Origin of the sequence: Sphingomonas jaspsi DSM 18422 (genome assembly GCF_000585415.1) — a bacterium.
Lineage (GTDB): Bacteria > Pseudomonadota > Alphaproteobacteria > Sphingomonadales > Sphingomonadaceae > Sphingomicrobium > Sphingomicrobium jaspsi.
Genome location: NZ_KK073876.1, coordinates 869,083 through 895,854 on the forward strand (window position 1 = coordinate 869,083; position 26,772 = coordinate 895,854).

Here is a 26,772-nt window from a genome sequence, read left to right on the forward strand (position 1 = left end):
GCGATGTCTAAGATTGGCGTCTTAGAACTTGTAGCCGAACTCCACGCCCCAGATGCGCGGTTCGTTGACCATCGCGGTGAGGTTGTTGAAGTCGATGCCGCTGACCGCGCTCTTGTCGTTGAGGATGTTGCGGCCGAAGGCGGCAACATCGAAGCGGTCAGTCTTGTAGCCGACGCGAAGACCGCCCTCGGTCAGCTGGTCGTCAGAAAATTCGACCGACTGGTATAGGAAGAAGTTGATCTTCGAGCGGTGGTACCAGTCGGTGAAGACGTAGAGCGAGCCATCGCCGACCGGATGTTCGTAACCGGCCGACCAGTTGATTGTCCACTTCGGCGCCTGCGGCAGCTGGTTGCCGTTGATGTAGACCTCGCCCGGATCGAACGGCACCGAGGGAACCGCGAACGGATCGGTCACGGTGCAGGCCGCGCCGCAGACTTCGACCGTCAGGTTCTTGTCGTGGATCTTGGCGATGTTGAGGCTGACGCCGCCGGTCAGCGTCAGGCCGCGGACCGGGCGCGCTTCCAGTTCCGCTTCGAACCCATGGCCCTTCACCGCCTTGGCGTTGAGCAGCAGATTGGCGTTGTTGGCGCCGCCCACGGCCGACAGCTGCAGATCCTTGGTCTTGAAGAAGTAACCGGTCAGGTTGAAGCGCAGCTTGCGGTCGAGGAGAACCGTCTTGATGCCGGCTTCGTACGACATGGTGTTTTCGCTGTCCGCCGTCGACACGTCGCGGTCGAACAGGATGCGGCCCTGGATTGCCGGGGCGCGATAGCCCTTGGCGACGCGGGCGTAGACGTTGACGTCGGGGTTCAGTTCCTGGATCGCCGACACGTCCCAGGTCAGCACGCTGTCCTTGACGCGGGTGGTCGTTTCCGGGACCGGACCGCCGCCGACGAAGATCGGACGCACGTCGTACAGACGCTCGGCGGTCAGCTTTTTCTTGTCGTGGTTCCAGCGGGCACCGGCCTGGACGGTCAGGCCGTTGTCGGTCTTGTAGTTGACCGAGCCGAAGATGCCGAGCGCGCGGGCTTCCTGGCGCTGGTTGACGATCGCCGACGGGTCGGTCGCGGTAGGCGAGCCGAAGTCGAGGCTTTCGATGTCGGTGTTTTCGTTGAAGTAGAAAACGCCGGCCTGGTAGCCGAGGCCCGTCGTGTTGTTCGACGCAATGCGCAGTTCCTGCGTGAACTGGTCGAGGCTCGGGATATTGTCCTGGCTCTGCGCCTGGAACGGGATGAAGCCCGGGCCGGTGTCGGTGCCGCCGTCGATGTCGCCGCGGCTCTTGACCGTGCCGTGCCAGTAGCTGGTGACCGAATAGAAGGTCGCCGGACCGAAGTCATATTCGATCGTGCCGGCCAGGTTCTGGGTCTTCAGCTTCTGGAAGTTGAGGCCGTTGGTGCTGACCTTGTCGCGCTTGAACTTGCCTCCGTCGAGGCCGACCAGCTTGTTGCTGCCGGTTTCGAAGGCGTTTGCGCGGAACAGGCGGGCATCGCCGTCAAGGTCGCGCAGCTGGCCGGTCAGGCGAATCTTTAGCTCGTCGGTCGGGCGGAATTCGACCTGCGCGCGCAGCGCGATGTCGTCATAGCCTTCCAGGTCGTGCTTGCCCGGTTCGCTGACATTGTCGACCCAGTTGCCGCGGTGCTGCCACAGGCCCGACACGCGGACCGCCACCTTGTCGCTGACCTCGCCGCCGACGGCACCTTCGGCATTGATCGTGCCCAGCGTACCGGCAGTCAGCTTGACGTAGCTCTTGCCCTTGCCCGGCTTCACCGTGTCGAACTTGACGATCCCGGCCGGCGTGTTGCGGCCGAACAGCGTACCCTGCGGGCCGCGCAGTACTTCGACGCGGTCGAGGTCGAATACCGGGAAGCCCTTCAGGATCGGGCTTTCCAGCACGACGTCGTCATAAACGACGCTGACCGGCTGCGACGCGTTGAGGTCGAAGTCGGTGTTGCCGAGGCCGCGAATGTAGAAGCGCGGGAAGGTACGGCCGAACGAGCTTTCGATGTTGAGACTGGGGACGCGGCCGGCCAGCGCGCGGATGTCGCTGCCGCTCGACGTGATCGCGTTCAGCGTGTCGTCGTTGACGGTCGCGACCGACAGCGGAATGTCCTGCAGGTTTTCGCTGCGGCGCTGCGCGGTGACGACGATTTCGCCGAGCTGGTCGCTGGTCGCAGTATCCTGCGCCGGGGCGGGCTGCGCCGCGTCCTGGGCAAAGGCCGGCACGGCGAACAGGCTGGCAGTGGCCAGCGCGAGGATGGAAATATGTGAGATGCGGCGCATCGGAATCGCTTTCATTATCTGTGCGATGGGTGAGCGCCCCCCCGCGGGCCGCTCCGATGCTTCGGCGCCTGTAACCAAGCCGACACATGAGTCAACGCGCGGCGGCGGGCGGCGTTAAGAATTCACGCGTGCTGTGGCTTTGAGGTCAAAAGGAAAATTCGTCGTAGACCCGGCTGACGTCGCCATTCCAATCGCCGTGATACCGTTCCAGCAGACGGTCGGCGAAAGTCTTTCCGGTCGCCACCACGTCCCGCAGCGGATCGAGGAATCCGCCTTCATTGTCGCCGCTGGCATTGAGCTGGGCGCGGTCGGTAAGGCCGGCGGCGGCGATGTCGAGCACGCGCGCGGCAAGGTCGCGCACCGTCCCGCCGCCTGGCACGGACGCTTCCAGCGCCTGGCGCGGTACCGCGTGGCGCAGCGCTTCGCGCTCCTCGATCGACCAGTCCTTGCAAAGGTCCCAGGCTGCATCGAGCGCCGTATCGGAATAGAGCAGGCCGACCCACAGCGCGGGAAGCGCGCAGATGCGGCCCCAGCGCCCGCCGTCCGCGCCGCGCATCTCGAGGAAGCTCTTCAAGCGTACTTCGGGGAAAGCCGTCGACAGATGGTCGGTCCAGTCAGCGATGGTCGGCTTTTCGCCCGGCAGGACACTCAGCTTGCCGTCGAGGAAGTCGCGGAAGCTAAGCCCCGCCGCGTCGATATACTGGCCGTCGCGAAAGACGAAATACATCGGCACGTCGAGCGCATAGTCGCAGTAGCGTTCGTAACCGAACCCGTCCTCGAACACGAACGGCAGCATGCCGGTCCGGTGCGGATCGGTGTCTTCCCAAATATGGCTGCGGAACGATTTGAAGCCGTTGGGCTTGCCCTCGGTGAAGGGCGAATTGGCAAAGAGGGCGGTCGCCACCGGCTGCAGCGCCAGCGACACGCGGAATTTCTTCACCATGTCGGCCTCGCTCGAATAGTCGAGGTTGGTCTGGATGGTGCAGGTGCGCAGCATCATGTCGAGGCCCAGCGTGCCGACGCGCGGCATGTGGTTCAGCATGATCTTGTAGCGGCCCTTGGGCATGATCGGAAGTTCGGCGCGGGTCTTGTCTGGCCACATGCCGAGCCCAAGGAAGCCGAGACCTAGGCGGTCGCCGATCGCCTTCACCTGTTCGAGGTGGCGACCGCTTTCGCGGCAGCTCTGGTGCAGATCCTGCAGCGCCGCGCCCGACAGTTCTAGCTGGCCGGCGGGTTCGAGGCTGATGGTGCCGTCCTGGCCCGACAGGGCAATGACGTTGCCATTCTCGATTACGGGCTCCCAGCCGAATTCGGTCATGCCCATCAACAGGTCGCGGATGCCGCCGGGCTCGTCATAGCTCGGCGCGCGATAGTCGCTGGTGCGATAGACGAACTTCTCGTGCTCGGTCCCGATGCGCCAGTTCTGGCGCGGCTTTTCGCCCTTCGAAAAGACCGACAGCAGGTCGTCGCGGGACTCGATCAGCGGGCTCGCCGAAGTGTCGGTACGCGTCGTCATTGAAAACCCCCTGATGCGCGGACCGTCCCGCGTCAACGCGCATATGGTATCAATGTGAAACTATTGCCAGTCCCCCGCGACGGCCATCCACGTCGCGATCGCGGCCAGCGCCGCCGTCTCCGCGCGGAGGATACGCGGGCCGAGCGAAATGGCGATGCTGTTCGGCTGGGACCGAGCAAGTTCGCGCTCTTCGTCGGTAAAGCCGCCTTCAGGGCCGGTGAGGATGATCGCAGGGCCGGCCTTCAAGGCTTTTGCTGCGGGCTCGCCGCCATTTTCGTCGGCGAAATAGAGTGTCGCCCCTGGTTCGCGCATTTTGAGGAAGTCGGCGAGCGCTATCGGCTCTGCAATGGTGGGCAGGCTGGTTCGGTTGCACTGCTCGGCCGCCTCAATCGCGATGCTTCGAAGCCGCTCGATCTTGACCCGCTCTGCCACGGTGCGTCGGGTCATTACGGGTTGCAGCCTAGAAATACCGAGCTCGGTCGCTTTTTCGACGAGCCAGTCGGTCTGCGCCCGTTTCACCGGCGCGAAGGCAAGCGTGAGGTCGGGGACATGTTCCTGCTCGCGCGTGCGTTCGGCGACGGCCAGCGTCATCCGCTTCTTGCCCACCTCGGCGACCTTCGCCAGCCATTCGCCGTTCGCACCGTCGAACAGCAGGGCCGCCTCGCCCTGCTTCAACCGCATGACATTGCCAAGGTAATTGGCCTGCGCGCCGTCGAGCGCGACCGTCGCGCCCTCACCAAGCGGCGTGTCGACGAACAGGCGCGGCAGGCTTTTGGGCGGCCAGGCGGGGGTGGCGATCATCGCCTTTCCGCATAGCTTCCGCGTCGCGCCGGTGCTAGCCGTCGCGCGACCATGACCATCGACCTTATCTGCCTCGATGCCGACGACACGCTGTGGCACAACATGCGCCACTTCCACGCGACCGAGGATGCGCTGGTGGCGATGCTGGAGCCGTTCGTCGACGCGGGTGTTGCGCGCGACGCGCTGCTGGCGACCGAGCTCAAGAATCTCAAGCTCTACGGCTACGGCGCCAAGTCCTTCACCCTCTCGATGATCGAAACGGCGTTCGACTTGGGCGGCGACGACATCCCTTCGTCCGTCATCCGCGATATCCTTCATGCCGGCCGCGCGCTGTGCGATCATCCGGTCGAATTGCTCGACGGGGTTGCCGACACGATGCACGCACTGGCCGAACGCGGGCGGCTGGTGCTGGTGACCAAGGGCGACCTGTTCCACCAGGAAGCGAAATTGGCCGCATCGGGCCTCGGCGACCATTTCGCCGGGATCGAGATCGTCAGCGACAAGAAGGCGGACACGTTTCGCGCCATCTTCGACCGCTACGGTTCGGCACCCGACGCCGCGATCATGGCCGGCGATTCGATGCGCAGCGACGTGAAGCCCGCGCTCGAGGCTGGGGCGTGGGCCGCCTACATCCCGCAGCCGCTGCAGTGGAGCCATGAACAGGGCGACCCGCCCGCCGATCATCCGCGCTACCGCGAACTGCCGTCGCTGGCCGCACTGGTGAACTGGATCGACGACATAGGGCGGGCTGCGTGAGCGAGACGGAGATCGTCCCCGACAGCGAGCGCACCGGCCTGATCGGCGCGCTGCCGCGACCGCTGCGACCCTATGCCTCGCTGATGCGGCTCGACCGGCCGATCGGGACGTGGCTACTGTTCTGGCCATGCGCGTGGGGCGTCGCTCTGGCCGGGGTGCGGGGGCAGTGGCCGCTGTTCGCCTGGCTCGCGCTTGGCGCTTTTGCGATGCGATCGGCGGGCTGCGCCTATAACGACATCGTCGACCGCGACCTCGACAAGAAGGTAGAGCGCACCCGCCTGCGTCCGCTGGCGTCGGGGCGGGTTTCGCTGAAGGCCGCGTGGGTGCTGGTGATTGGCCTCTCGCTGGTCGGGTTGGTGGTGCTGCTCCAGCTCAAACCCGTGGCACAACTCGTGGCGCTGCTCAGCCTAGCGCCGGTCGCGGCCTATCCGTTCATGAAGCGCATCACCTGGTGGCCGCAAGCGTGGCTGGGGCTGGTGTTTGGCTGGGGCGCGCTTGTCGGCTGGCCCGCGGTGACCGGCGACTTCGCGCTAACGCCGCTGCTGTTGTGGGCCGGCACCATTTTCTGGGTCATCGGCTACGACACGCTCTACGCCATCCAGGACATCGAGGACGACGCGCTGGTGGGCGTGAAGTCCAGTGCGCGGGCGTTGGGTGGCAAGGCGCGGCAAGGCGTCGGGCTGCTTTATGCCGCAGCGCTGATCGGCTGGTCGGCGGCGATCTGGTCGGTCATTCCCGATTCCCTGGCGCTGGTCGCGCTGTTGCCGGCCGCGCTGCATCTTGGCTGGCAGGTGGCCAAGGCCGACCCCGCCGACGGTGCGCTGGCGCTCCGGCTCTTTCGCTCCAACCGCTTCACCGGCCTGTTGCTGTTCGCCGCCTTTTTGACGGTCGGCTTGTCGGCGGCGCGGTGACCCTCTAGGCCGCCCGTCATGCTCAGTCCCGCCGATGCCCGCGCCAAAGCCGAAATGCTGGTCGACCTCGCCCGCAAGAAGGGGGCCAGCGCCGCCGACGCCGTCTATGTCGGCGAACGATCGCGCGGCGTAACCGTCCGTATGGCCGAACTGGAAGACGTGCACAGCAGCGAAGGCGAGGAAATGGGCCTGCGCCTCTTCATGGGACAGCGCAACGCCAGCGTCGCTTCGTCCGATCTGAGCACCGAAGAGCTGGAGGCACTTGTCGACCGCGCCGTGGCGATGGCGCGTGAGGCACCGGAGGACCAGTTCGCAGGCCTGGCGCCCGCTGACCTGCTGTTTCATGGCGACCGTGCCGAGCTGGACGTCGACGACGGCGGCGATCCTGATCCCGCGTCGTTGCGCGAGCGCGCGGCCGAGGCCGAAGCGGCGGCGCGGGGCGTCGAAGGCGTGACCAACAGCAATGGCGGCAGCGCATCTGCCTCGGCCTCGACCTTCGCCATCGCCACCAGCCACGGATTTTCCGGCGCGACCCGCGCCACCGGCTACAGTTGTTCGGCCAGCGTCGTCGCGGGTGAGGGGGCGTCGATGCAGCGCGACTATGCGTGGCACAGCGCACGCTATCAGGCCGACCTTGAAAGCGCCGACGACATCGGACGCCGCGCCGGGGAACGCGCGGTGGGCCGCCTTGACCCGCAACGGGTGAAGCCCGGCGTCATGCCGGTCCTATTCGACCCGCGCGTCGCGACGACCCTGCTCGGCCATTTCATCGCGGCCATCGCCGGATCGTCGATCGCGCGCAAATCCAGCTTCCTGCTCGAAGCGCTGGACAGCAAGGTGTTCGCCGACGGCGTGACGATCGCCGACGACCCGTTCCGCAAGCGCGGGCTGCGCAGCCGGGCGTTCGACGGCGAAGGTCTGGCCGTCGCACCGATGAACCTTGTCGAGGATGGCGTGCTCAAGACTTGGCTGGCCGACAGCGCCGCCGCGCGGCAGCTCGGCCTTATGCCGACTGGTCACGCCATTCGCGGCGTGTCGGGATCGCCGGGTGCGGGTCCGTCCAACCTGACGCTGCAGCCGGGCACGCGGAGCCGAGAGGTGATGATTGGCGCGGTTCGCTACGGCGTCCTTGTGACCGAGTTGATCGGGCAGGGGGTCAATGGCGTGACCGGCGACTATTCGCGCGGGGCATCGGGCTTCCTTATCGTCGACGGCGAAATCGGGCCGCCGGTGGCCGAAATCACCGTCGCGTCGAACCTCAAGCAGATGTTCGCATCGCTCGAGCCTGCGACTGACCTCAGGATTCGCCGCGGAATCGACAGTCCGACCGTGCTAGTTCCGGAAATGACGGTAGCGTCGGCCTAGACCGTCGGCTCGCCGACCGGCTTCAGGTGGAGCCGGGCGAACTCGATCTTGGGGCAGTGGTCCATCACGACCTTGAGGCCCGCCTCCTCGGCGCGCGCCGCGGCGGCCTCATCGATCACGCCCAGCTGCATCCAAACCGCCTTGGCCTTGGCGGCGATGGCCTGGTCGACCGCGGCGCCCGCCAGCTCCGAATTGACGAAGATGTCGACGATATCGATCGGTTCGCCGATCTGGGCAAGCTCGCGCCAGACATATTCGCCGTGGACATGTTCGCCGGTGATGCGCGGATTGACCGGGATGACGCGGTAGCCCTGTTCCTGCAGGAAATGCATGACGCCGAAGCTGGCGCGGCCAGGATTGTCGCTGGCGCCGACCATGGCGATGGTCCGGGCGCCTTGCAGCAGGGCGGCAATGTCTTCGTCGCGGGTGAGGGGCATCGGGTTTCTCCTTTGCCCCATCAATGCTTCAGCCGCCGACTTTCTCCAGCGACGCCATCATTTGCGCGGCGATGGCGGCGAAGGCATCGGCGGCCGGGCCCTCGCCGGCGGCAGGCGGGCGCCCCGCGTCGGAGGCTTCGCGAAGGCTGGCCGACATCGGCAGGCGGCCGAGGAATGGCACGCCCAGCTGCCTGGCCGATACCTCCGCGCCACCCTGGCCGAAGGGATCGCTGCTCTCGCCGCAATGGGGGCAGGCGTAGCCCGCCATATTTTCGACGATGCCGAGGACCGGAACGCTGGTCTTGCCGAACAGGTCGATGGCCCGCGCCGCGTCGATCAGCGCGAGGTCCTGAGGGGTCGAAACGATCACCGCGCCGTCGGGCCGCGCCTTCTGGATCAACGACAGTTGGACGTCGCCGGTGCCGGGCGGCAGGTCGACGAGGATGAGGTCGGTGTCGCCCCACTCGCCATCGATCAGCTGGGTCAGCGCGCCCGCTGCCATCGGCCCGCGCCACGCCAGCGCCTGGCCGCCCGGTACCAGCTGCCCGACCGACAACAACTTCACGCCGTAGGGGGTGTCGCCGGCGAACAGCTTTTCCTTTTCGGCGCGGGGCTTGGCGTGCGCGTCGAGCAGCGTTGGCTGCGACGGACCATATATGTCGGCGTCGATGATCCCAACCTTGTTGCCTGCCCGTGCCAGCGCCACGGCAAGGTTGGCGGTCAGCGTCGACTTGCCGACCCCGCCCTTGCCCGACCCGACGGCGATCACGCGCCGGTGCGGTTTGGATGCGGTCAGCGCGATCCGCGCCTCGCTTACGCCCGGAATAGCAACCACCGCCGCCCTTAAACGGGCCTCAAGCGCCTGGCGCGCAGGCTCGTCCAACCCGGATGCGTCGGCAACGATGGTGGCCATGGTTCCGACCAGGCGCCGCGTCCGGATCCGCGCGGCGTCGGGCAGGGTGTCGAGGACGGAAAGCAGGTCGGCATCGGTCATGGCGCGGCCCTTAGTCGGCTTTTCGACGGGCGGCACTGTTTTTCGGCGAAACCCTACCTATTATGGGTTCATGACCATCTTTTCCGGTTGGGCCGCGCGGGGCCGCGGCTTCTTCAGCGACAACAAGGGCCCGTGGGGCGCTCCGCCCAGCGGCAATGGCGGCAACGGCGGCGGCGACGAGCCGCCCAAGGGTCCATGGGGATCGGGCGGCAAGCCAAGACCGCCGCGCCGGTCGGGCAACATCTCCTCGCTCGACGAATTTCTGCAAAAGAGCCGCGGGCGCTTCGGCGGCAGCGGCGATGGCGGGGGCTTCGGCCCGCTCGGCTCGCCCAGCGCCTCGCTGATCGGCTGGGCCGTTCTCGGCCTCGTTGCCTTGGTCCTTCTGCTGTCGACCGTTCATTCAATCGCTGCCGCAGAGCGCGGGGTCGTGACGCAGTTCGGGCGTTACAGCCGGACGATCAATCCGGGCGTCGGCTTCACGCTGCCCTGGCCGATCGAGCGGGTGCAGAAGGTCGATGTGACCGACAACCGCCGGATCGAGGTTGGGACGACCGGCGATCAGGGTGAAACGCTGATGCTGACCGGCGACCAGAACCTGATCGACATCGCCTACCAGGTCCGCTGGAACATCAAGAACCCGGAAAATTATCTCTTCGAACTGAAGGATCCGGAAAAGACGGTCCAGCAGGTTGCGGAAAGCGCGATGCGTCAGGTGATCGCCAACGTCTCGCTCGAAGGTGCGATGGGTCCCCAGCGTGGTCTTATCGAAGCGCGCGTTGCCGAAGAAATGCAGCGCATCCTCGACGGCTATAAATCGGGCGTCCAAATCCTCGGCATTTCGCTGCGCCAGGCCGATCCGCCGGCCAAGGTCAACGACGCCTTCAAGGAAGTGACGGCCGCGCAGCAGGACGCGCAGACCGAAATCAACAATGCCAACGCCTACCGGCTGCAGCTGAAGCAGATTTCGGAAGGCGAGTCGGCCGCGTTCGACAAGGTCTACGAGCAGTATAAACTGGCCCCGGGCGTGACCCGTCGCCGCATGTATTATGAAACGATGGAGCGGGTGTTGAAGAACGTCGACAAGACGATCGTCGAAACCAATAATGTGACGCCCTACCTGCCGCTGAACCAAGTCCAGCAGGGACAGAAGGAGGGCGCGCGATGATCGGTTTCGTCACCCGCCATCCGATCGCGCTGGGCGTCGCGGCATTCGCGCTGCTCGTCACCGTCCCGAACACAGTTCGCATCGTCAAGGAAACCGAGCAGGGCGTGGTGACGCGCTTCGGCAAGCCGGTACGGATCGTCAACCGCTATGACGCCAAGTCCGACTTCGGGTCGTGGGGCGCGGGCATCAACTTCCAGCTGCCGTTCGCCGAAAATATCGTGTGGATGGACAAGCGCGTCCGCGACCTCGACATGGAAAAGCAGCAGGTGCTGTCGACCGACCAGCGCAGGCTGGAGGTCGATGCCTTCGCCCGTTTCCGCATCGTCGATCCGCTGCGCGCCTACATCGCCGCGCGCAACGAGGATAATGTCGAAGCGTCGCTGCGCCCGATCCTCGGTTCGCAGCTTCGCAACGAACTCGGCAAGCGCCCGTTCGCCTCGCTGCTGTCGCCCGAACGCGAAGGGGCGATGGAGAATATTCGCGACGGCCTTAACGGCGTGGCGCGGCAATATGGCGTCGAAATCGTCGACGTGCGGATCAAGAAGGCCGACCTGCCCGATGGCGCACCGCTCGATTCCGCGTTCGAGCGGATGCGCACTGCGCGTCGCCAGGAAGCGCAGTCGATCCGCGCCAAGGGCATGCGCGACGGCCAGATCATCCGCGCCCAGGCTGATGCCGAAGCGGCGCAGATCTACGCCGCCAGCTTCGGCAAGGACCCGGAATTCTACGATTTCTACCGGGCCATGCAGAGCTATGAAAAGACGTTCGCGGCCAATGGACAGAAGCCGACGACGATCATCATGAGCCCGAACAACAGCTATCTGAAGGAATTTTCTGGACGGTAGGGCCCGACACTGTTCAATTCGCGTTCATGCGCTTGACCTAGCGTCGAACATGGATCGCAAACGCCAAGCGAAGGAATTTCCAAGGATGAATCGGACGAAGGAGTTTCGACCATTGCGCTACGTTTACGGGGTCGCCACGGCCCTCCTGCTCGGAGGCACCGCCTTTTCGGTCGCGACCGGCCAGGCCGGCGCGCAGGTTGCGCAAAATTCACCGACGGCGATTGCGCCGCGACCGGGTGCGCCGGCCAGTTTCGCTGACCTAACCGCCCGCCTGCAGCCGGCGGTCGTCAACATTTCGACCAAGCAGCGCGTTGCGGTGAAGCGTCAGGCCGATCCGTTCGAAGAATTCTTCCGCCGCTTCGGCGGGCAGGTGCCGCAGGGCCAGGGCCAGGGGCAGGACCAGCAGCCGCAAACCCGCGAAACCGGGTCGCTGGGTTCGGGCTTCATCATTTCGGCCGACGGCTATGTCGTCACCAACAATCACCTGATCCAGGGCGCCGACGGGCAGGGCACGGTCGACAGCGTCACCGTCATCCTGTCGGACCGCAAGGAATATCCCGCCCGCATCGTCGGGCGCGACACGGCTTCGGACCTTGCGCTGCTGAAGATCGAAGGACGCAACTTGCCCTTCGTCCAGTGGGGCGACAGCACCAAGGCGCGCGTCGGCGACTGGGTGATCGCGATCGGTAATCCTTACGGCCTCGGCGGCACCGTCACGGCGGGCATCATCTCCGCGCTCCACCGCGGCGGCATTTCGAATAACGGTGCCTACGACCGCTACATCCAGACCGACGCCAGCATCAACATGGGCAACAGCGGCGGACCGATGTTCGACATGGCCGGCAACGTCATCGGCATCAACTCGGCGCTGATCTCGCCGACCGGTGCCAGCGTCGGCATCGGCCTTGCCATTCCCGCCGAAGCGGCCAAGCCGGTGATCGACGCGCTGCGCCGCGGCGAACGTCCGCAGCGCGGGTATCTTGGCGTCGGCCTCCAGCCGATCGACGAAGACATCGCTGCCAGCCTGGGCATCGAAAAGGAGCGGGGCGAACTGGTCCGCACCATCGTCCCGGGCGAAGCGGCCGCCAAGGCGGGCCTCCAGCAGGGCGACGTCATCATGCGCGTCAATGGCCAGGCGGTGACGCCGGACGAAACGGTCAGCTACCTGATCGCCAACACGCCGGTCGGCACCCGCGTCCCGGTCGACATCATCCGCGACGGCAAGCCGCTGCGCTTGTCCGTGCAGGTCGGCCAGCGTCCGACCGAAGAGGAACTGGCCAAGCAATCCGGTGCCGGTCAGCCCGATGAAGGTCAGGCGCTGGGCAGCGAAACGCCCGTCGCGCCGGGCGCGGCGCTGGGCCTCTCGCTGCAGCCGCTCAACGGCCAGATCATTCAGGCACTTGGCTTGCCCGCGGGTCAGAAGGGCGTCGTGGTGACCTCTGTCGATCCCAACAGCGACGCCGCGACCAAGGGCATCCAGCGCGGCTTCGTCATCGTCTCGGTCAATCGCCAGGCGGTGAACACCCCGCAGGACGTCAACGCCGCGATCGAAGCCGCGCGCCGCGCCGGCCGCAGCAGCGTGTTGCTGCTGGTCAAGCCGCGTCAGGGGCCGGAAGCCTTCGTCGGCGTAGAGATCGCCCGCCGCTAAACAAGCGGGCTTGTTGCCACCTCTCCTTGGGCCTAGGCTTCACGCCAAAAGCCCAGGGAGAGATGGGACGATATGGCCAGTCAGCCGCCAACCAGTATCTTTATCGGCGCCGCTTCGGGCGGCGCGAAAGCCCAGCAACTCGAACTGAAGCGCGCCAACCGGCACGGCCTGATCGCCGGGGCGACCGGGACGGGCAAGACGGTGACCCTGCAGGGCATCATCGAAGGCATGTCGGCGGTCGGCGTCCCGACGTTTGTCGCCGACGTGAAGGGCGACCTAGCCGGCCTCGCCATGCCCGGCTCCGCCACCGCCAAGCCGCATGAAGCCTTTGCCGCGCGCGCCGCCGACATCGGCTATTCCGGCTGGGCGTACGAGGCGATGCCCGTGCAATTCTGGGATCTGTTCGGCGAGCAGGGTCATCCGATCCGCACGACCGTCAGCGAAATGGGCCCTTTGCTACTGGCCCGGCTGATGAACCTCAACGACGTGCAGGAAGGCGTTCTGACCATCGCTTTCCATGTCGCCGACAAGGAAGGGCTGATGCTGCTCGACCTCGACGATCTGCAGGCGATGCTGGTCAATATCGGCGAGCGGGCGGACGAGCTGACGCTCGAATATGGCAATGTGTCGAAGATGAGCGTCGGTGCCATCCAGCGCTCGCTGCTTCAGCTGCGCGGACAGGGCGGCGACCATTTCTTCGGCGAACCGGCGCTCGATCTAGAAGATTTCTTCAAGCTCGACGAAGCAGGCAAGGGCATCGTCAACGTTCTGGCCGCCGACAAGCTGATGGCGTCTCCGCGGCTCTACTCCACCTTCCTGCTGTGGCTGCTGAGCGAGCTGTTCGAACTGCTCCCCGAAGTCGGCGATCCCGATAAGCCCAAGCTATGTTTCTTCTTCGACGAGGCGCATCTGCTGTTCGACGATGCGCCGCCGGCACTGCTCGAAAAGGTCGAGCAGGTCGTAAGGCTGATGCGGTCGAAAGGGGTCGGCGTTTATTTCATCACGCAAAACCCGATCGACATCCCCGACAAGGTCGCCGGCCAGCTCGGCAACCGCGTCCAGCACAAGCTCAACGCCTTCACGCCGCGCGACCAGGCAGCGGTCAAGTCGGCGGCCGATACCTTCCGCCCCAACCCGGAAATCAACGTCGCCGAGGCGATCACCGAATTGAAGATCGGCGAGGCTTTGGTGTCGCTGCTGCTTGCGGACGGTTCGCCGGCGCCGGTCGAACGCACCCTGATCAAGCCGCCCAGCTCGCGGGTCGGTCCGCTGACGGCCCAGGAACGCGCGATCCTCATCCAGACCGATGTCATCGGCACCAAATATGACACGGTGCTGGACCGCGAGAGTGCCGAGGAAATCCTGAAGGCCAAGTCCGACGAGGCGTCCGCCGCGGCGGCCAAGGCCAAGGCCGACACGGACGCGGCCAAGGCGGCAGCGGAAGCGGCCAGACTGCAGGCGATCGCCGACAAGGAAGCCGCCCGTCAACGCGCAGCCGCCGACAAGGAGGCCGAACGCGTCCGCCGTGAAGCGGAAAAGGACGAGGAACGTCGCCAGCGCGAATATGAGCGGGAGGAGGCCCGGCGCGCGCGCGAAGCAGCGAAGCCGAGCGCGTTCGACAAGGCCGTCCAGTCGGCAACGCGCTCGGCCGCTTCGTCGATCGGCCGCCAGATCGGCAACAGCCTGCTGCGCGGGATCTTCGGAGGCCTCATTCGTGGTCGCTGATTCGCCCTGCATCGACGTCCGCGATCTCGAACGGCAGTGGCGCGACGCGCTCGTGGCGAAGGACGAGGCAGTCCTGCGCAAGCTGATCCATCCGCTGTTCAAGCTGGTCGGCGTTCGTTCGACCGGGTCGGTCGCGGTCAACCTTGAACAGTGGATCGAAGCGCTGCGGCGGATGGACATCGCCAATCTCGACGTGCGGGTCACCGAATGCGTCGCGCTGGACAACACGATCGTCGCCACCGTCGATGCGCAATGGAAGGTGCGCTACCTAGGCCAGCTGATCGACGAACGCGTCCTGCTGACCGATGTGTGGGTCCGCGAAGCCGGGCAGTGGCAGGTCGTCAGGCGGCACAGCTCGCCGGTGCCGTCCGGGGTCCGCATCGATTGATTTGCCGTTGATTTTCGTCACGAAACAGTCATCCTCCCCTTCGCAGAAGCGATCCATGGGAGGGGTTTCAGGATGTTGATGCTTGCGGTGGCGCTCGCGGTGGCAGCGCCCAGTCCCGACAGTCTCGTCGCGCCGAGGAAGGCCTATGCCGCCTGCCTCAAGGCGTTCGAAATGAAAAGCGCGTCGGACAAGATGGCGGCCGACGCCTACGCCGAAGCGGTCAAGACCGCCTGTCCGACCGAACTGGAAACTTTCAAGGCGGCGCTGATCCGCTTCGACACCGGCATGGGGACCAAACGGGCTGTGGCCGAAGCCAATGCCCAGCGCGACGTCGAGGACTATTGGGCCGAAAGCAGCGACCGCTTCAAGGATCGCTGAGGCCGCGCCAGCGGTCGATTGGGGCTAGGCGGATCGCCACGTCTGTGTTTTGTGTCGCCCTCTTCATTTGAGGGATCGAATTTCCATGGCCACTGCACCTGCCGGCGTATCGGCACCCAGCCTGAAAGAACTGACGCTACGCGGCGTTATTCTCGGCGGGCTTATCACCCTGCTGTTTACAGCGGCCAACGTCTATCTGGGCCTCAAGCTGGGCATCACCTTCGCGACGTCGATCCCGGCCGCGGTGATCTCCATGGCCATCCTCAAATTCTTTTCCGGATCGACCATCCAGGAAAATAACATCGTCCAGACGATCGCTTCGGCGGCGGGGACGCTGAGCGCGATCATCTTCGTCCTGCCCGGCCTGATCATGATCGGATACTGGACGCACTTTCCCTACTGGTTGAGCGTCGCGGTGATCGGTCTCGGCGGCATCCTGGGCGTCATGTATTCGGTGCCGCTTCGCCGCGCGCTGGTGACGGGGAGCGACCTGCCTTACCCCGAAGGCGTCGCCGCAGCCGAGGTGCTGAAAGTCGGCGCAGGCGTCGGCGGTGAAGAAGAGAATAAGCGCGGCCTCGTCGCCATCGTCTGGGCGGCGCTGGTGTCGGGCGGCTTCTTCATGCTGACCAAGACGCGCTTGATCGTCGACACGGCGGGCAAGACCTTCAAGGTCGGCGCAGGCGCGAGCGGGGTGACCGCCAGCCTGTCGATGGCACTGATCGGCGTCGGCCACCTGGTCGGCATGGCGGTGGGCATCGCCATGCTGGTCGGCATCATCATCAGCTGGGCGTGGCTGATGCCGTCGCTGACCGTGTCGGGTATCGCCGCGGGCACGGGCATTGAGGACGTGATCGGCGACATCTTCGTCCACAAGGTCCGCTTCATCGGTGCAGGCACGATGCTGGTCGCGGCGCTATGGACGCTTGCCAAGGTCATCGGCCCGATCATCAAGGGCATCATGCAGGCACTGGCCGCCAACCGCGCGCGTGCGGGCGGGCAGGAACTGGAACTGACCGAACGCGACCTGCCGATCACCGTCGTTGGCGGCACCATCCTCGCCTCGATGATCCCGATCGGCCTGCTGCTCGCCGGCATCGCGCGCAGCGGGGCGGTGGCCGACCATGCCCTGCCGCTGGTGGCGCTGTCGCTCGGCTACATCATGATCGCGGGCCTGATTATTGCGTCGATTACCGGTTATATGGCCGGCCTCATCGGCGCGTCGAACAGCCCGGTCAGCGGCGTCGGCATCCTCACCGCGCTCGGCATCTCGCTGATCCTTCTCGGCCTGTTCCAGGGCGCGGGACCGGCGGCAACCGAGAGCCTGGTCGCCTTCGCCCTGCTGGTCACCGCCGTCATCTTCGGCGTCGCGACTATCGCCAACGACAATCTGCAGGACCTCAAGACCGGCCAACTGGTAGGCGCGACGCCGTGGCGGCAGCAGGTCGCGCTGATCATCGGCGTCGTGTTCGGCGCGCTGGTTATCCCGCCGATTCTCGACCTGCTGAACAGCGCGTTCGGTTTCGTTGGTGCCCCGGGGGCCGGGCCCGATGCGCTCAACGCGCCGCAGGCGGCGCTCATTTCGTCGATCACGCAGGGTGTTCTAGGTGGCAGCCTCGACTGGGGCCTGCTGAAGCAGGGTGCGCTGATCGGCATCGTCATCGTCGCGATCGACGAAGTGCTGAAGAAGGTGTCGGACAAGAAGTACAGCCTGCCGCCGCTGGCCGTCGGCATGGGCATGTATCTGCCGATGGAAGTCGACCTGTTCATCCCGCTCGGTGCGCTGCTCGGTTGGTATTACGACCGATGGGCGCGACAGTCCGCCAATCCCGCCTTCGCCGAGCGGCTGGGGACGCTGATGGCGACCGGCCTGATCGTCGGCGAAAGCCTGATGGGCGTCGCCTATGCCGCGCTGGTCGCGGCGGCGTCGGGCGCGGGCAAGGAAGACAGCGCAGGCGTCATCGCGCTGTTCAAGGAAGCACCATCCTTCGCGATGCCGCTGGCGATGGCTCTGTTCGCGCTGGGCGTGGGCGCGCTCTACGTCTGGACGAAGGGCCGCGCCGCTGTGCCGCTGCCTGACGGCGACACGCGAGCCGACGAAATCGCAGCGGTTCGCTAACCGCGACCGCGGTAGGGTTGTACACCCTGGTCGGGCAGCCACAGCCCGGCCGGGGGTTCGCCCGACTGCCAGAACACATCGATCGGAATGCCGCCGCGCGGATACCAGTAACCGCCGATGCGCAGCCATTTCGGCTTCATCTCGTCAAACAGCCGCTTGCCGATGCCGACGGTGCAGTCCTCGTGGAAGCCCGCGTGGTTGCGGAACGAGCCAAGGAAGAGCTTCAGGCTCTTCGATTCGACGATCGTCTCGCCCGGTGCATAGTCGATGACGATATGCGCGAAGTCGGGCTGGCCGGTGACCGGGCAGAGCGAGGTGAATTCGGGCGCGGCGAAGCGGACGAGGTACAGCTCGCCGGGGCGCGGATTGGGCACATAGTCCAGCTCGGCTTCGTCGGGCGAAGCGGGGAGGGCGCTGGTCTGGCCGAGATGCTTGGGGGTCAGGCTCATGGGGCAGCGCTCCTAGCAGGGACGGGCGCGGACCGCTATCCTGCACCAAAGGGAGGCGTTTCGATGGACGATCTGGTCACGACCCACTGGCTGGCTCAGCATCTGGCCGATCCGGACGTTGTCGCCGTCGACAGCAGCGCATTCCTTCCGACCGACGGGCGCGATCCGGCGGCCGAGTTCCTCGACGCGCACATCACCGGAGCGCGTTTCCTCGACATTTCCAAGGTTGCGGACACATCGCATCCCGCCCCGCACATGCTGCCTTCGGCCGCCGACTTCGGGGCGGCGATGACTGCGCTTGGGGTCGGCCGCGACGACCGCATTATCGTGTACGACAACAGCCACTTGCGCACCGCGGCGCGCGGCTGGTTCATGTTCCGTCATTTCGGGGCGGAGCGGGTCGCAATCCTCGACGGCGGCCTGCAGAAGTGGCGGGCGGAAGGGCGGCCCGTCGAGCAGGGACCGGCAAAGCCGCGCACGGCGCGGTTCGATGCGCAGGAACGGGGCGGCGAGGTGATCGACAAGGCGGCCATCCTGGCTGGTGCGCCGCTCCCCATCGTCGACGCGCGCGGCGCGGCGCGGTTCGAAGGCACCGATCCCGATCCCCGGCCGAATGTCGCACCGGGCCACATCCCGGGTGCGCGCAACGTCCCTCTTTCGAATCTCTACCGTGACGACGGCACCTTCCGCTCCGACAGCGAACTGCGGGCGGCGTTCGAGCAGGCGGGGGTCAATCCAGGGTCGGCCTTCATTGCCAGCTGCGGGTCAGGGGTTACCGCCAACAGCCTGATCTTCGCGTCGCGACGGCTCGGCGGGCGCGGGCATCTGCTCTACGATGGAAGCTGGAGCGAATGGGGCGCCGACCCGGCAACGCCCAAGGCGACCGGCAAGGCCTAAAGGCTGAACAACCGGTCGATGCCGTCGAGATCGGCCTGCAGTTGACCCTTCAGTCGCTGAACCGCGACGGGATGCGGCTCGATGCCCCGGTCCTGCAGCGACGCCAGCACTTCAAGCCCAGCAGCAGCCGCCGACGCCGCGCGCGCCGAACGGGCGTCGTAGCAGCGCTGGCGGGCGGGGTTCGCGACCGGCCAGCCGGCAGCCAGCTTGGCCTCGACCATCGATTCCGACGCCGCTTCCCCGGCGACCTGCTCGACGCAGGCCAGCGCCTGGCGAACCGACGCGAGGCGCGCGACGGCTTCCGCATAGGGGCCCGATTCCGGGCTTGCGGACAGGTCCAATGCCTCGGCGGGCGAATCGGGCAGGAAATGGATCACGCACGCCTTATCGCAGGCGTCGGTAAATCATCGGTGAATCGTCGATCCGCATCGGTCCGGCCTCAGGCCGCGTTGGCGCTTTCGACGTCGCGCAGGATCCAGCCACGCTGCGGAATGGTCTCGATGAATTCCGCCCCGCCGCTGGCCGACCGCAGCTTCTTGCGCAGCTTGGAGATGAAGACGTCGATGATCTTGGGCTGCGGCTGGTCGTCGGCGCGGCGATACAGGTGCTTCAACAGCATCTGGCGCGTGACGACATTGTTGCGGGCGAAGGCCAGCAGTTCGAGCACGCGATATTCCATCTCGGTAATGCCGATCGGATGACCGTCGATGCGGATCAGCCGCTGGATCGGGTCGACCGCCAGGCGGCCGCCGCACAGCGTTTCGGGGAGTTCGCCGCCATTGGCCTTGAGGCTCGCGAGCAGGCGCGAGGCGACTTCCTCGCTATCCTCGGCCGACAGCGAAACGGGCGATCCGATCAGAAGCTGCTGCACTTCGGCCAACGCCTTGTGCGCCTCTTCGACCAGGCGCGAGCCTTCGTCGAAACGACGGCGCGAGCGGTCGAGCATCGCTTCGATCTCGACCAGCCTTGCGGACAGCGTTTCCTGGCTCATGCGCTTCCCCCTGTTACCCGTTTATTGCTGCGGCGTCTGGGCCGAGGCCGTCTGGCCGTCGCCTTCCGGCGCAGCGATGATGGTCTGGGTTGCCTGGCCCTTGTCGACGACGCGGGTGTTGGGGTCGCCCACGGTCGAGCGGATGCCGAGCGCCGCGCGATCGCGACCGGCGGTGTCGAGGATCTGCGCTTCCGACGCACTGCGCGGGGCAGGGCCGCCGAACAGGGCTTCGATCGCCTGGGTCTGCGCGTCCTGCGCCGTCAGGCTGACGGTGCCGGCGACGGGCGGGGTCAGCGAATAGTCGGGCGGGATGACCAGCGGCGCGTTACGCGCGACCGCGAACTCGTCGAGCGTTTCGCGCTTGCCGCGGAGCGCACCGCAACCCGCGAGCATGACCGCGGGGACGAGCAGGATGAGAGCCTTACGCATGTTCGTTCGTTCCTTCAGGCGCCTTTTCGCGAACGAAGAGGGCGCGGAGCAGCAAGATGACAACGCCGATGCTAATCGCGGCGTCGGCGACATTAAAGACATAAAAGGGCTTCCACGCCCCGAAATGCAAGTCGAGGAAGTCGAGGACGTAGCCGAAGCGCACCCGATCCACGATATTTCCCAGCGCACCGCCCAGAATCAGGCTGAGCGCCAGCTGGTCCCCGCGCTTGTCCTCGCGCGAAATCCACCAGGCGACAGCAAGCGCGATTGCGCCGGTCATCGCCACCAGCAGCCAGCGGCCAAGGTCGCTGTTCGCCTGCAGCATGCCAAGGCTGATGCCCTCGTTATGGACGCGGGTGAAATTGAAGATCGGCAGCAGGGTTATGAAGTCGCCCTCGCGGGTCAGGCCGAGCGGTCCGGCGACCGCCCATTTGCTGGCCTGGTCGACCAGGAAAACGATCAGCGCCGACAGATAGGCGGTAGTGCGGTTAGCCATTCACGACGCTTTCACAACGGTTGCAGAGGTCGCCGTCTTCCGTGACCTCGGGCAGGAGGCGCCAGCAGCGACCGCATTTATGCTTGTCGGTCTTGGCGACCGCCAGCGTATCGCCCTGCTTCACCGACGATACGATGAACAGTTCGGCGAGGAGGTCGGCATCGCCGTCCAGCGGCAGCGTGACTTCGGCTTCGAGGCTGGAGCCGATGACCTTGTCGCGGCGCAGCGGTTCGATCGCTTCGGTGACGGCCTCGCGCGCTTCACGCAGCTTGGCCCACTTCGCTTCCAGCGCCTCGTCGCGCCAGTCGGCGGGGACTTCGGTGAGTTCAAGCAAATGGACGCTGCCGCCGTCGGGATAGCGCGTCCCCCACACTTCCTCGGCGGTGAACACCAGCACCGGCGCGGCGTAACGGACCAGCGCGTGGAACAGCGTGTCGAGCACGGTGCGATAGGCGCGGCGCTTCGGGTCGGCCGGGCTGTCGCAGTAGAGACAGTCCTTGCGGATATCGAAGAAGAAGGCCGACAAATCGTTGTTGCAGAAGTCGGTCAGCGCGCGGGTGTAATCGTTGAAGTCGAAATCATCGATCGCGGTGCGCATCCGCGCGTCGAGCGCCGCCAACTGCGAGAGCATGTAGCGCTCCAACTCGGGCATTTCGCCATGCGCGATCCGTTCGTCTTCGCCAAACCCGTCGAGCGCACCAAGCAGGTAGCGGAAGGTGTTGCGCAGCTTGCGATACTGGTCGGCGACCCCGGCGAGGATTTCCTTGCCGATGCGATGGTCCTCGGTGAAGTCGACGCTGAGCGCCCACAGCCGCAATATGTCCGCGCCATAGTCGCGCATCAGGTCGAGCGGACTGATGGTGTTGCCGAGGCTCTTGGACATTTTCATGCCCTTCGAATCCATCGTGAAGCCGTGGGTCAGCACCGCGTTATAGGGCGCGCGGCCGCGGGTGCCGCAGCTCTCGAGCAGGCTCGACTGGAACCAGCCGCGATGCTGGTCCGAGCCTTCGAGGTAGAGGTCTGCGGGCCAGCGCTGCTCGGGCCAGTCGCCGCTTTCCAGCGTGAATACATGGGTACAGCCGCTGTCGAACCAGACGTCGAGGATGTCGGTGACCATCTCATAATCGTCGGGGTTGCGACCCGAGCCGAGATATTCGGCCGCGCGGGTTTCCTCCCACGCGTCGACGCCTTCGGCGGCGATGGCGGCGACGATGCGCTGGTTCACCTCGTGGTCGACCAGCAGCTGGCCGGACTCGCGATCGACGAACAGCGCGATCGGCACGCCCCAGGCGCGCTGGCGGCTCAGCACCCAGTCGGGACGGCCCTCGACCATGCTGCCGATGCGGTTGCGGCCTTTTTCAGGCACGAAGCGGGTGTCGGCGATGGCGCGCAGCGCGAGCTGGCGAAGCGTCGGGCCGTGGCCCAGCGCGCCGCCTTCGTAGTCCCAGCGCTTTTCGGCGAAGCTTTCGCAATGGTCATCGGGCAGGGGGCGATCCATCGCCACGAACCATTGCGGGGTGCAGCGGTAGATGACCTTGGCCTTCGACCGCCAGCTGTGAGGGTAGCTGTGCAGATAGTCGGCGGACGCGGCGAGCAGGGCGCCGGCCTCGCGCAGGTCGCTGCAGATCGGGCCGTCAGGGGCGTTGAACTTGGGGTTGATGACCGACCCCTGTCCGCCCAGCCACAGCCAGTCGGCGCGATACTTGCCGTCGCCTTCGACCGCGAAGACCGGGTCGATGCCGTTCGCCTTGCACAGGTCGAAATCGTCCTCGCCATGGTCGGGCGCCATGTGGACGAGGCCGGTGCCGCTGTCGGTGGTGACGAAATCGCCCGGCAGGAAGGGACGCGGCTTGGCGAAGAAGCCATCAGGATAGAACGGCCGCATCGGATGTTTGGCAACGGTTCCGGCCAGATCGTAACCCTTGAGGATTCTGTCAGCTGAAACAAAGACTGAACCTGTCCGCTTCTCGAACTCAGCGACAAGCTCTCGGGCTACAAGGTAGCGGTTTCCGTTCAATTCGCCTTCGTCAGTGAATAAGACGTATTCGACGTCCGGCCCGTAAGCGATGCCTTGGTTGACCGGGATCGTCCACGGCGTAGTCGTCCAGATCACCGCATGCGCGCCGACCAGTTCGGGGATCGGGCTTTCGACGATCTCGAACGCCACGTCGATCTGGGTCGAGGTGATGTCCTCATATTCGATTTCGGCCTCGGCCAGCGCGGTCTTTTCGACCGGGCTCCACATCACCGGCTTGGCGCCGCGATAGAGCTGGCCGCTCTCCGCGAACTTGAACAATTCGCTGACGATGGTCGCTTCGGCCTTGGGCGCCATGGTGAGGTAGGGCTTGCCCCAGTCGCCGGTGATGCCGAGACGCTGGAACTGCGCCGACTGCACATCGACCCAATGCTGGGCATAGGCGCGGCATTCGGCGCGGAATTCCTTGGCCGGCACCTCGTCCTTCGACTGCTTCTTCTTGCGATACTGCTCCTCGATCTTCCATTCGATCGGAAGGCCGTGGCAGTCCCAGCCGGGCACATAGGGCGCGTCCTTGCCCAGCAGCGTCTGGGTGCGCACCACCATGTCCTTGATGGTCTTGTTCAGCGTATGGCCGATGTGGATGTCGCCGTTGGCGTAGGGCGGGCCGTCGTGAAGGATGAACTTCTCGCGGCCTTCGCGGTTCTTGCGGACCTGTTCGTACAGCTTTTCCGCCTGCCAGCGCGCCAGGATCACCGGCTCCTTCTGGGGGAGGCCGGCCTTCATCGGGAAATCGGTCTTCGGCAGGAAGACGGTCGATCGATAATCGGGTTTTTCGGACATGCGTGGAGGGCCTTAGCGGCCCTTCATCGCCTTGCAAACACCCCGCATGACGCGGTGCATCAATTCATGGCTTCGCGGCGGCGCTTCAAGCCCGCCTCTGCGGCCTTCTGCTGGGCTTCGGTGCGGAAGTCCTTGCCGGGGCGCAGCGCGGGTCCGACCGTCCAGATATCGTCGACCCAGATATAGCCTTTGAAGGTGTTGGGAATCTCGCCCAGCTGTTCGGGAAGCTTGAGGCCGCGCCCCGCCTCTTCTCCATGCGGGCCGATGACGACCACTTGCCCGCCGACGCTCTGGATCCGCTGGATCAGCCGGTTGGGCCAACCCCACATCGCCCATTGGTAATTCAGGGGCACGAACAGCGTCCCGTTGCGGCAGGCCTCGGGAACGATGCCGGTCCAGCCGTACAGGCCATAGGCCTTGGTGCAGGCCTTGGCGCCTTCCATGCTGAACGCCCAGTTCTTGGGATAAATCTGGCGGATGCGGTTCACCGGCCCGTCGGCGCCATAGAAGGCGTCGCGTCGTTCCTCGACATCGCGGCGCGCGGCCTTGAGCGCGGCGGCGAGCAGGTCGGCTTCGTGCGGGTCCTTGCTCTTGAAATTGAAGCTGATCGGCGTGTTGCGCAGCGCGACCAGCGCCTCGTCGAGGCTGGCGATATGCTCGCCCTTGCCGCGGAAAGGGAAGCTCTTGCCGCCGTCCGCGGTGTAGCCGTAACCGGCGTCGAGCGCCTGCAGCTCGGCCAGCGTCTTCGACCGCGTTTCGCCCTTGCCTTCGGTGCGGCAATCGACGGTCCAGTCGTGGAACACCGCGATCTTGCCGTCGGCGGTCGGCGCGATGTCGATCTCGACCATGTCCGCGCCTAGCCGCACCGCCGCTTCCATCGCGCGCGGGGTATTTTCGAGATAGTCGTGGACCGGCTGTTCGATCCGGGTGGCGGTGCAATCGTCGCGGCCGAGGTCGTGATGATCGTAAAGCTGCGACACGCCGCGATGCGCGACCATCTTCAGCCCGCCGACGGGCGCAGGCGCGAGCCAGCTGGCGTTGACGAAGGTGAGGAGGAGCAGGGCCACGGCCAGAACGAACGCCAAACGGCTGAGCCAATATTTCATGCGCTGAGCAATTCCTTCGCCTGGGCCGCGTCGGCGGCCATCTGCGCTTTCAGCGCGTCGAGGCTGTCGAACTTCTCCTCGCCGCGCAGATAATGGTGGAGCGCGATCTCGACCGTGCGGCCGTAAAGGTCGCCGTCGAAATCGAAGAGGTAGGTTTCGAGCAATAACTTGGGCGGGTCGAACATCGGCCGCACGCCAAGGCTGGCGACGCCGTCATGCTCACTGCCGTCATCCAGTCGCGCGCGGACGGCGTAGATGCCGTATTTCGGGCGGAGATAGGTGCCGAGTTCCATGTTGGCGGTCGGCCAGCCAAGCTCGCGCCCGCGCTTGTCGCCGTGGATCACGGTCCCTTCGATGGCGAAGGGGCGGGTCAGAAGTTGCGTCGCGCCGTGCGGGTCGCCGGACTGAAGCGCTTCGCGGATCCGGCTGGAGGAGACGACCTCGCCTGCCAGCGTTACCGGCGCGACCGTCTCCGCGACGATGCCGTGCGCCGCCCCGATGTCGCGCAGGACGTGCGGATTGCCGCCGCGCGCCTTGCCGAAGGTGAAGTCCTCACCGGTCACGACGCCGGTCGCGCCGATCTTGCGGGCGAGCAGGTCGGCGATGAAGTCTTCGGCGCTGGTCGAGGCCAGTGCGTCGTCGAACCGGAACACCAGCATCGCGTCCGCGCCTGCAGCCAGGAACATCCGTTCGCGCTGGTCGAGCGTGGTCAGGCGAAAGGGCGCTGCGTCGGGGCGGAAATGTCGGACGGGGTGCGGATCGAAGGTGGCGACGATCACCGGCCTCCGCTCATGCGCGCCGCGCTGCACGGCGCGGCCGACGACCGCCTGGTGGCCGAGGTGAAAGCCGTCGAAATTGCCGAGCGCGACGATCGCGCCGCGCAGGGCGTCGGGAATCGGGCCGGGAAGGGTCAGGCGGCTCATCGCGCCGCCCCTTGCCCCAGTTCGGGCATCGGCACCAGCCCGCCGCGAAGGACGCGGATCGCATTGCCGCCCATCACCGCGCGGATATCGTCGGGCGTAAAGCCTTCGTCCATCAGCGCCTGCGTCACCTGCACCAGCTGCGACGTATCGAAGCGGGTGGTGACCGATCCGTCGAAGTCGCTGCCCAGCGCGACATATTGGATGCCGACGAGGTCGCGGACGTGGCGCATCGCCTTGGCGGCCGCTCGGGGCGACGTGTCGCAGATGGCTGCGTCCCAATAGCCGACGCCGATCACGCCGCCGGTCCTCGCGACGCCGCGGATTTCCTCGTCGGTGAGGTTGCGGTTGATCTTGCACGTCGCCTGCACCCCGCCGTGGCTCGACACGACGGGCCGACGCGCCATCGCCAGCACTTGGGCAACGCAGGCGTGGCTGCAATGGGCGATGTCGACGATCATCCCCTTGGCTTCCATCGTGCGCACGATCTGGCGGCCGAAGCGGGTCAGGCCGCCTTTCTTTTCGCCATGCATCGACCCGGCAAGCTCATTGTCGAAAAAGTGCGTCAGGCCGGCCATGCGCACGCCGGCATCGTAAAGACGGTCGAGGTTGCCCGCCTTGCCTTCAAGATCGTGGAGTCCTTCGACGCTTAGCAGGGCGCCAACCGGCCCCGGCATTCGCGCCCGCAGGGCGATCAGCGTGTCGAGGTCGCGAACCGACGCGACCTTGCGCAACCCGCCGTGCGACGCCGCCACGGCCCGATCCAGCTTTTGGCCATGCCATAGCGTGCGCTGGAGCAGCGATTGCCACGTCCTGACCGGCTGCAACTGGCCGATCGCGAGACGGGTGATGTCGTCGTCGGAATCGGCGCTGTTGCGGTCGTAATTGAGGCCGTGCGGCGACTTCGTCACCGAGGAAAATACCTGCAGCGCGACATTGCCCCGTTCCAGGCGCGGCAAGTCGACCTGTCCGCGCTCCGCCGCTTGGTTGAGCGGGCGCTTCCACAGCAGCGTATCGGCATGAAGATCGACGATGGTCAGCGTCTGGTGAAGGGCCTCGGCTTCCTCGCTGACCGCCAGCAGCGGCTTGCCGTCGATCCGGTTCTGCCCACGCTCGACCCAGCCGGGGACGTAGAGCGCCGCCCCGACGAACAGCGCGTAGGCGATCAGCAGCGCCCAGCCTAGCTTTCGCATTTGCCTGCCGACATACTTCCCCCGTCCATCGGGACAGGGAGTAAGCCCCCGATTTCGCTTGTCCAGCACCTTGAGCGGCATCTTGACTCTGGCCTGCCCGAATCATAGATAGCGGCCATCCCGTTTCGCGGCATGCCGGCGGCGCTTC

General features: G+C 65.9%; 25 protein-coding genes. 11 read left to right on the forward strand and 14 right to left on the reverse strand.

The window, feature by feature from the left end:
- Positions 1 to 21: 21 nt before the first annotated feature.
- From G570_RS04410 to G570_RS04420, 3 genes are all read right to left on the reverse strand, one after another.
- The gene (locus tag G570_RS04410; RefSeq protein ID WP_037503750.1) at positions 22 to 2,280 is read right to left on the reverse strand and encodes a TonB-dependent receptor; all 2,259 of its coding nucleotides are present in this window, start codon (positions 2,278 to 2,280) and stop codon (positions 22 to 24) included.
- Between the two features lie 145 nt (positions 2,281 to 2,425).
- The gene (locus tag G570_RS04415) at positions 2,426 to 3,796 is read right to left on the reverse strand and encodes a glutamate--cysteine ligase (protein WP_037499553.1); all 1,371 of its coding nucleotides are present in this window, start codon (positions 3,794 to 3,796) and stop codon (positions 2,426 to 2,428) included.
- Positions 3,797 to 3,856: 60 nt separating this feature from the next.
- A complete protein-coding gene (locus G570_RS04420; protein WP_037499555.1) occupies positions 3,857 to 4,597 on the reverse strand; it encodes a 16S rRNA (uracil(1498)-N(3))-methyltransferase in 741 nt (246 codons plus the stop codon).
- A 51-nt stretch (positions 4,598 to 4,648) separates the two neighbouring features.
- Here G570_RS04420 and G570_RS04425 point away from each other — a divergent pair, with 51 nt between their 5' ends.
- From G570_RS04425 to G570_RS04435, 3 genes are read left to right on the forward strand one after another with little or no spacing between them, the layout of a single operon-like run.
- Positions 4,649 to 5,353, forward strand: coding sequence for an HAD family hydrolase (locus G570_RS04425; RefSeq protein ID WP_037499557.1), 705 nt, complete (start codon positions 4,649 to 4,651; stop codon positions 5,351 to 5,353).
- Positions 5,350 to 6,264, forward strand: coding sequence for a 4-hydroxybenzoate octaprenyltransferase (ubiA, locus tag G570_RS04430; RefSeq protein ID WP_037499560.1), 915 nt, complete (start codon positions 5,350 to 5,352; stop codon positions 6,262 to 6,264). Before G570_RS04425 ends, ubiA begins: the two co-directional genes overlap by 4 nt.
- Positions 6,265 to 6,282: 18 nt before the next feature.
- Positions 6,283 to 7,629: a TldD/PmbA family protein gene (locus G570_RS04435; RefSeq protein ID WP_037499563.1), complete on the forward strand. Its 1,347-nt coding sequence runs from the start codon at positions 6,283 to 6,285 to the stop codon at positions 7,627 to 7,629.
- Here the strand turns inward: G570_RS04435 and G570_RS04440 are convergent.
- Together G570_RS04440 and G570_RS04445 are read right to left on the reverse strand one after the other, a co-directional pair.
- Positions 7,626 to 8,066 (reverse strand): CoA-binding protein, encoded by a 441-nt coding sequence (locus tag G570_RS04440; protein WP_037499565.1) that lies wholly within the window; start codon positions 8,064 to 8,066, stop codon positions 7,626 to 7,628. The two genes, G570_RS04435 and G570_RS04440, sit on opposite strands and share 4 nt — an antisense overlap.
- Before the next feature lie 28 nt (positions 8,067 to 8,094).
- Positions 8,095 to 9,060 (reverse strand): Mrp/NBP35 family ATP-binding protein, encoded by a 966-nt coding sequence (locus G570_RS04445; RefSeq protein WP_037503753.1) that lies wholly within the window; start codon positions 9,058 to 9,060, stop codon positions 8,095 to 8,097.
- Between the two features lie 70 nt (positions 9,061 to 9,130).
- Between G570_RS04445 and hflK the strand changes: the two genes are divergently transcribed.
- The 7 genes from hflK to G570_RS04480 all read left to right on the forward strand — a co-directional run bounded on the left by hflK (position 9,131) and on the right by G570_RS04480 (position 17,325).
- A complete protein-coding gene (hflK, locus tag G570_RS04450) occupies positions 9,131 to 10,225 on the forward strand; it encodes an FtsH protease activity modulator HflK (RefSeq protein ID WP_037499568.1) in 1,095 nt (364 codons plus the stop codon).
- On the forward strand, positions 10,222 to 11,070 hold the full coding sequence (gene hflC / locus G570_RS04455) for a protease modulator HflC (protein ID WP_037499572.1): 849 nt from the start codon (positions 10,222 to 10,224) through the stop codon (positions 11,068 to 11,070). Before hflK ends, hflC begins: the two co-directional genes overlap by 4 nt.
- Positions 11,071 to 11,155: 85 nt before the next feature.
- Entirely contained in the window at positions 11,156 to 12,718 is a 1,563-nt protein-coding gene (locus G570_RS04460; protein ID WP_245600256.1) for a Do family serine endopeptidase, read from the forward strand.
- A gap of 72 nt (positions 12,719 to 12,790) precedes the next feature.
- A complete protein-coding gene (locus G570_RS04465; protein ID WP_037499579.1) occupies positions 12,791 to 14,443 on the forward strand; it encodes a helicase HerA-like domain-containing protein in 1,653 nt (550 codons plus the stop codon).
- On the forward strand, positions 14,433 to 14,831 hold the full coding sequence (locus G570_RS04470; RefSeq protein ID WP_037499581.1) for a nuclear transport factor 2 family protein: 399 nt from the start codon (positions 14,433 to 14,435) through the stop codon (positions 14,829 to 14,831). Before G570_RS04465 ends, G570_RS04470 begins: the two co-directional genes overlap by 11 nt.
- A 72-nt stretch (positions 14,832 to 14,903) precedes the next feature.
- Positions 14,904 to 15,209 carry a hypothetical protein gene (locus G570_RS04475; protein WP_037499584.1) on the forward strand — a complete coding sequence of 102 codons (306 nt, stop codon included), beginning with the start codon at positions 14,904 to 14,906 and terminating at the stop codon, positions 15,207 to 15,209.
- Positions 15,210 to 15,294: 85 nt separating this feature from the next.
- On the forward strand, positions 15,295 to 17,325 hold the full coding sequence (locus G570_RS04480) for an OPT family oligopeptide transporter (RefSeq protein ID WP_051504028.1): 2,031 nt from the start codon (positions 15,295 to 15,297) through the stop codon (positions 17,323 to 17,325).
- On the opposite strand, the gene queF is transcribed toward G570_RS04480, so the two are convergent.
- Positions 17,322 to 17,774 carry a preQ(1) synthase gene (gene queF, locus G570_RS04485; protein WP_037499587.1) on the reverse strand — a complete coding sequence of 151 codons (453 nt, stop codon included), beginning with the start codon at positions 17,772 to 17,774 and terminating at the stop codon, positions 17,322 to 17,324. The genes G570_RS04480 and queF overlap by 4 nt on opposite strands.
- A gap of 63 nt (positions 17,775 to 17,837) precedes the next feature.
- Here queF and G570_RS04490 point away from each other — a divergent pair, with 63 nt between their 5' ends.
- On the forward strand, positions 17,838 to 18,671 hold the full coding sequence (locus G570_RS04490; RefSeq protein ID WP_037499589.1) for a sulfurtransferase: 834 nt from the start codon (positions 17,838 to 17,840) through the stop codon (positions 18,669 to 18,671).
- On the opposite strand, the gene G570_RS04495 is transcribed toward G570_RS04490, so the two are convergent.
- The 8 genes from G570_RS04495 to G570_RS04530 all read right to left on the reverse strand — a co-directional run bounded on the left by G570_RS04495 (position 18,668) and on the right by G570_RS04530 (position 26,624).
- Positions 18,668 to 19,048, reverse strand: coding sequence for a hypothetical protein (locus G570_RS04495; RefSeq protein WP_037499592.1), 381 nt, complete (start codon positions 19,046 to 19,048; stop codon positions 18,668 to 18,670). The genes G570_RS04490 and G570_RS04495 overlap by 4 nt on opposite strands.
- A gap of 62 nt (positions 19,049 to 19,110) precedes the next feature.
- Positions 19,111 to 19,662 (reverse strand): winged helix-turn-helix domain-containing protein, encoded by a 552-nt coding sequence (locus G570_RS04500; protein ID WP_051504029.1) that lies wholly within the window; start codon positions 19,660 to 19,662, stop codon positions 19,111 to 19,113.
- Between the two features lie 21 nt (positions 19,663 to 19,683).
- Positions 19,684 to 20,091 (reverse strand): DUF3035 domain-containing protein, encoded by a 408-nt coding sequence (locus tag G570_RS04505; RefSeq protein ID WP_037499595.1) that lies wholly within the window; start codon positions 20,089 to 20,091, stop codon positions 19,684 to 19,686.
- Positions 20,084 to 20,587, reverse strand: coding sequence for a signal peptidase II (lspA, locus tag G570_RS04510; protein ID WP_037499598.1), 504 nt, complete (start codon positions 20,585 to 20,587; stop codon positions 20,084 to 20,086). Before lspA ends, G570_RS04505 begins: the two co-directional genes overlap by 8 nt.
- The gene (gene ileS / locus G570_RS04515) at positions 20,580 to 23,405 is read right to left on the reverse strand and encodes an isoleucine--tRNA ligase (RefSeq protein ID WP_037499601.1); all 2,826 of its coding nucleotides are present in this window, start codon (positions 23,403 to 23,405) and stop codon (positions 20,580 to 20,582) included. Before ileS ends, lspA begins: the two co-directional genes overlap by 8 nt.
- 59 nt (positions 23,406 to 23,464) lie before the next feature.
- Positions 23,465 to 24,511 carry a glycerophosphodiester phosphodiesterase family protein gene (locus G570_RS04520; RefSeq protein ID WP_051504030.1) on the reverse strand — a complete coding sequence of 349 codons (1,047 nt, stop codon included), beginning with the start codon at positions 24,509 to 24,511 and terminating at the stop codon, positions 23,465 to 23,467.
- Positions 24,508 to 25,434: a bifunctional riboflavin kinase/FAD synthetase gene (locus G570_RS04525; protein ID WP_037499604.1), complete on the reverse strand. Its 927-nt coding sequence runs from the start codon at positions 25,432 to 25,434 to the stop codon at positions 24,508 to 24,510. The genes G570_RS04520 and G570_RS04525 overlap by 4 nt, the downstream gene beginning before the upstream one ends.
- Positions 25,431 to 26,624 carry a dipeptidase gene (locus tag G570_RS04530; RefSeq protein ID WP_037499608.1) on the reverse strand — a complete coding sequence of 398 codons (1,194 nt, stop codon included), beginning with the start codon at positions 26,622 to 26,624 and terminating at the stop codon, positions 25,431 to 25,433. Before G570_RS04530 ends, G570_RS04525 begins: the two co-directional genes overlap by 4 nt.
- Positions 26,625 to 26,772: the final 148 nt, after the last annotated feature.

Coding starts and splice junctions, on each gene's coding strand:
- G570_RS04410 (WP_037503750.1), bottom strand. CDS start 2,280: ATGCGCCGCATCTCACATATTTCCATCCTCGCGCTGGCCACTGCCAGC.
- G570_RS04415 (WP_037499553.1), bottom strand. CDS start 3,796: ATGACGACGCGTACCGACACTTCGGCGAGCCCGCTGATCGAGTCCCGC.
- G570_RS04420 (WP_037499555.1), bottom strand. CDS start 4,597: ATGATCGCCACCCCCGCCTGGCCGCCCAAAAGCCTGCCGCGCCTGTTC.
- G570_RS04425 (WP_037499557.1), top strand. CDS start 4,649: ATGACCATCGACCTTATCTGCCTCGATGCCGACGACACGCTGTGGCAC.
- G570_RS04435 (WP_037499563.1), top strand. CDS start 6,283: ATGCTCAGTCCCGCCGATGCCCGCGCCAAAGCCGAAATGCTGGTCGAC.
- G570_RS04440 (WP_037499565.1), bottom strand. CDS start 8,066: ATGCCCCTCACCCGCGACGAAGACATTGCCGCCCTGCTGCAAGGCGCC.
- G570_RS04445 (WP_037503753.1), bottom strand. CDS start 9,060: ATGACCGATGCCGACCTGCTTTCCGTCCTCGACACCCTGCCCGACGCC.
- hflK (WP_037499568.1), top strand. CDS start 9,131: ATGACCATCTTTTCCGGTTGGGCCGCGCGGGGCCGCGGCTTCTTCAGC.
- hflC (WP_037499572.1), top strand. CDS start 10,222: ATGATCGGTTTCGTCACCCGCCATCCGATCGCGCTGGGCGTCGCGGCA.
- G570_RS04460 (WP_245600256.1), top strand. CDS start 11,156: ATGAATCGGACGAAGGAGTTTCGACCATTGCGCTACGTTTACGGGGTC.
- G570_RS04465 (WP_037499579.1), top strand. CDS start 12,791: ATGGCCAGTCAGCCGCCAACCAGTATCTTTATCGGCGCCGCTTCGGGC.
- G570_RS04475 (WP_037499584.1), top strand. CDS start 14,904: ATGTTGATGCTTGCGGTGGCGCTCGCGGTGGCAGCGCCCAGTCCCGAC.
- G570_RS04480 (WP_051504028.1), top strand. CDS start 15,295: ATGGCCACTGCACCTGCCGGCGTATCGGCACCCAGCCTGAAAGAACTG.
- queF (WP_037499587.1), bottom strand. CDS start 17,774: ATGAGCCTGACCCCCAAGCATCTCGGCCAGACCAGCGCCCTCCCCGCT.
- G570_RS04490 (WP_037499589.1), top strand. CDS start 17,838: ATGGACGATCTGGTCACGACCCACTGGCTGGCTCAGCATCTGGCCGAT.
- G570_RS04500 (WP_051504029.1), bottom strand. CDS start 19,662: ATGAGCCAGGAAACGCTGTCCGCAAGGCTGGTCGAGATCGAAGCGATG.
- G570_RS04505 (WP_037499595.1), bottom strand. CDS start 20,091: ATGCGTAAGGCTCTCATCCTGCTCGTCCCCGCGGTCATGCTCGCGGGT.
- lspA (WP_037499598.1), bottom strand. CDS start 20,587: ATGGCTAACCGCACTACCGCCTATCTGTCGGCGCTGATCGTTTTCCTG.
- ileS (WP_037499601.1), bottom strand. CDS start 23,405: ATGTCCGAAAAACCCGATTATCGATCGACCGTCTTCCTGCCGAAGACC.
- G570_RS04520 (WP_051504030.1), bottom strand. CDS start 24,511: ATGAAATATTGGCTCAGCCGTTTGGCGTTCGTTCTGGCCGTGGCCCTG.
- G570_RS04525 (WP_037499604.1), bottom strand. CDS start 25,434: ATGAGCCGCCTGACCCTTCCCGGCCCGATTCCCGACGCCCTGCGCGGC.
- G570_RS04530 (WP_037499608.1), bottom strand. CDS start 26,624: ATGCGAAAGCTAGGCTGGGCGCTGCTGATCGCCTACGCGCTGTTCGTC.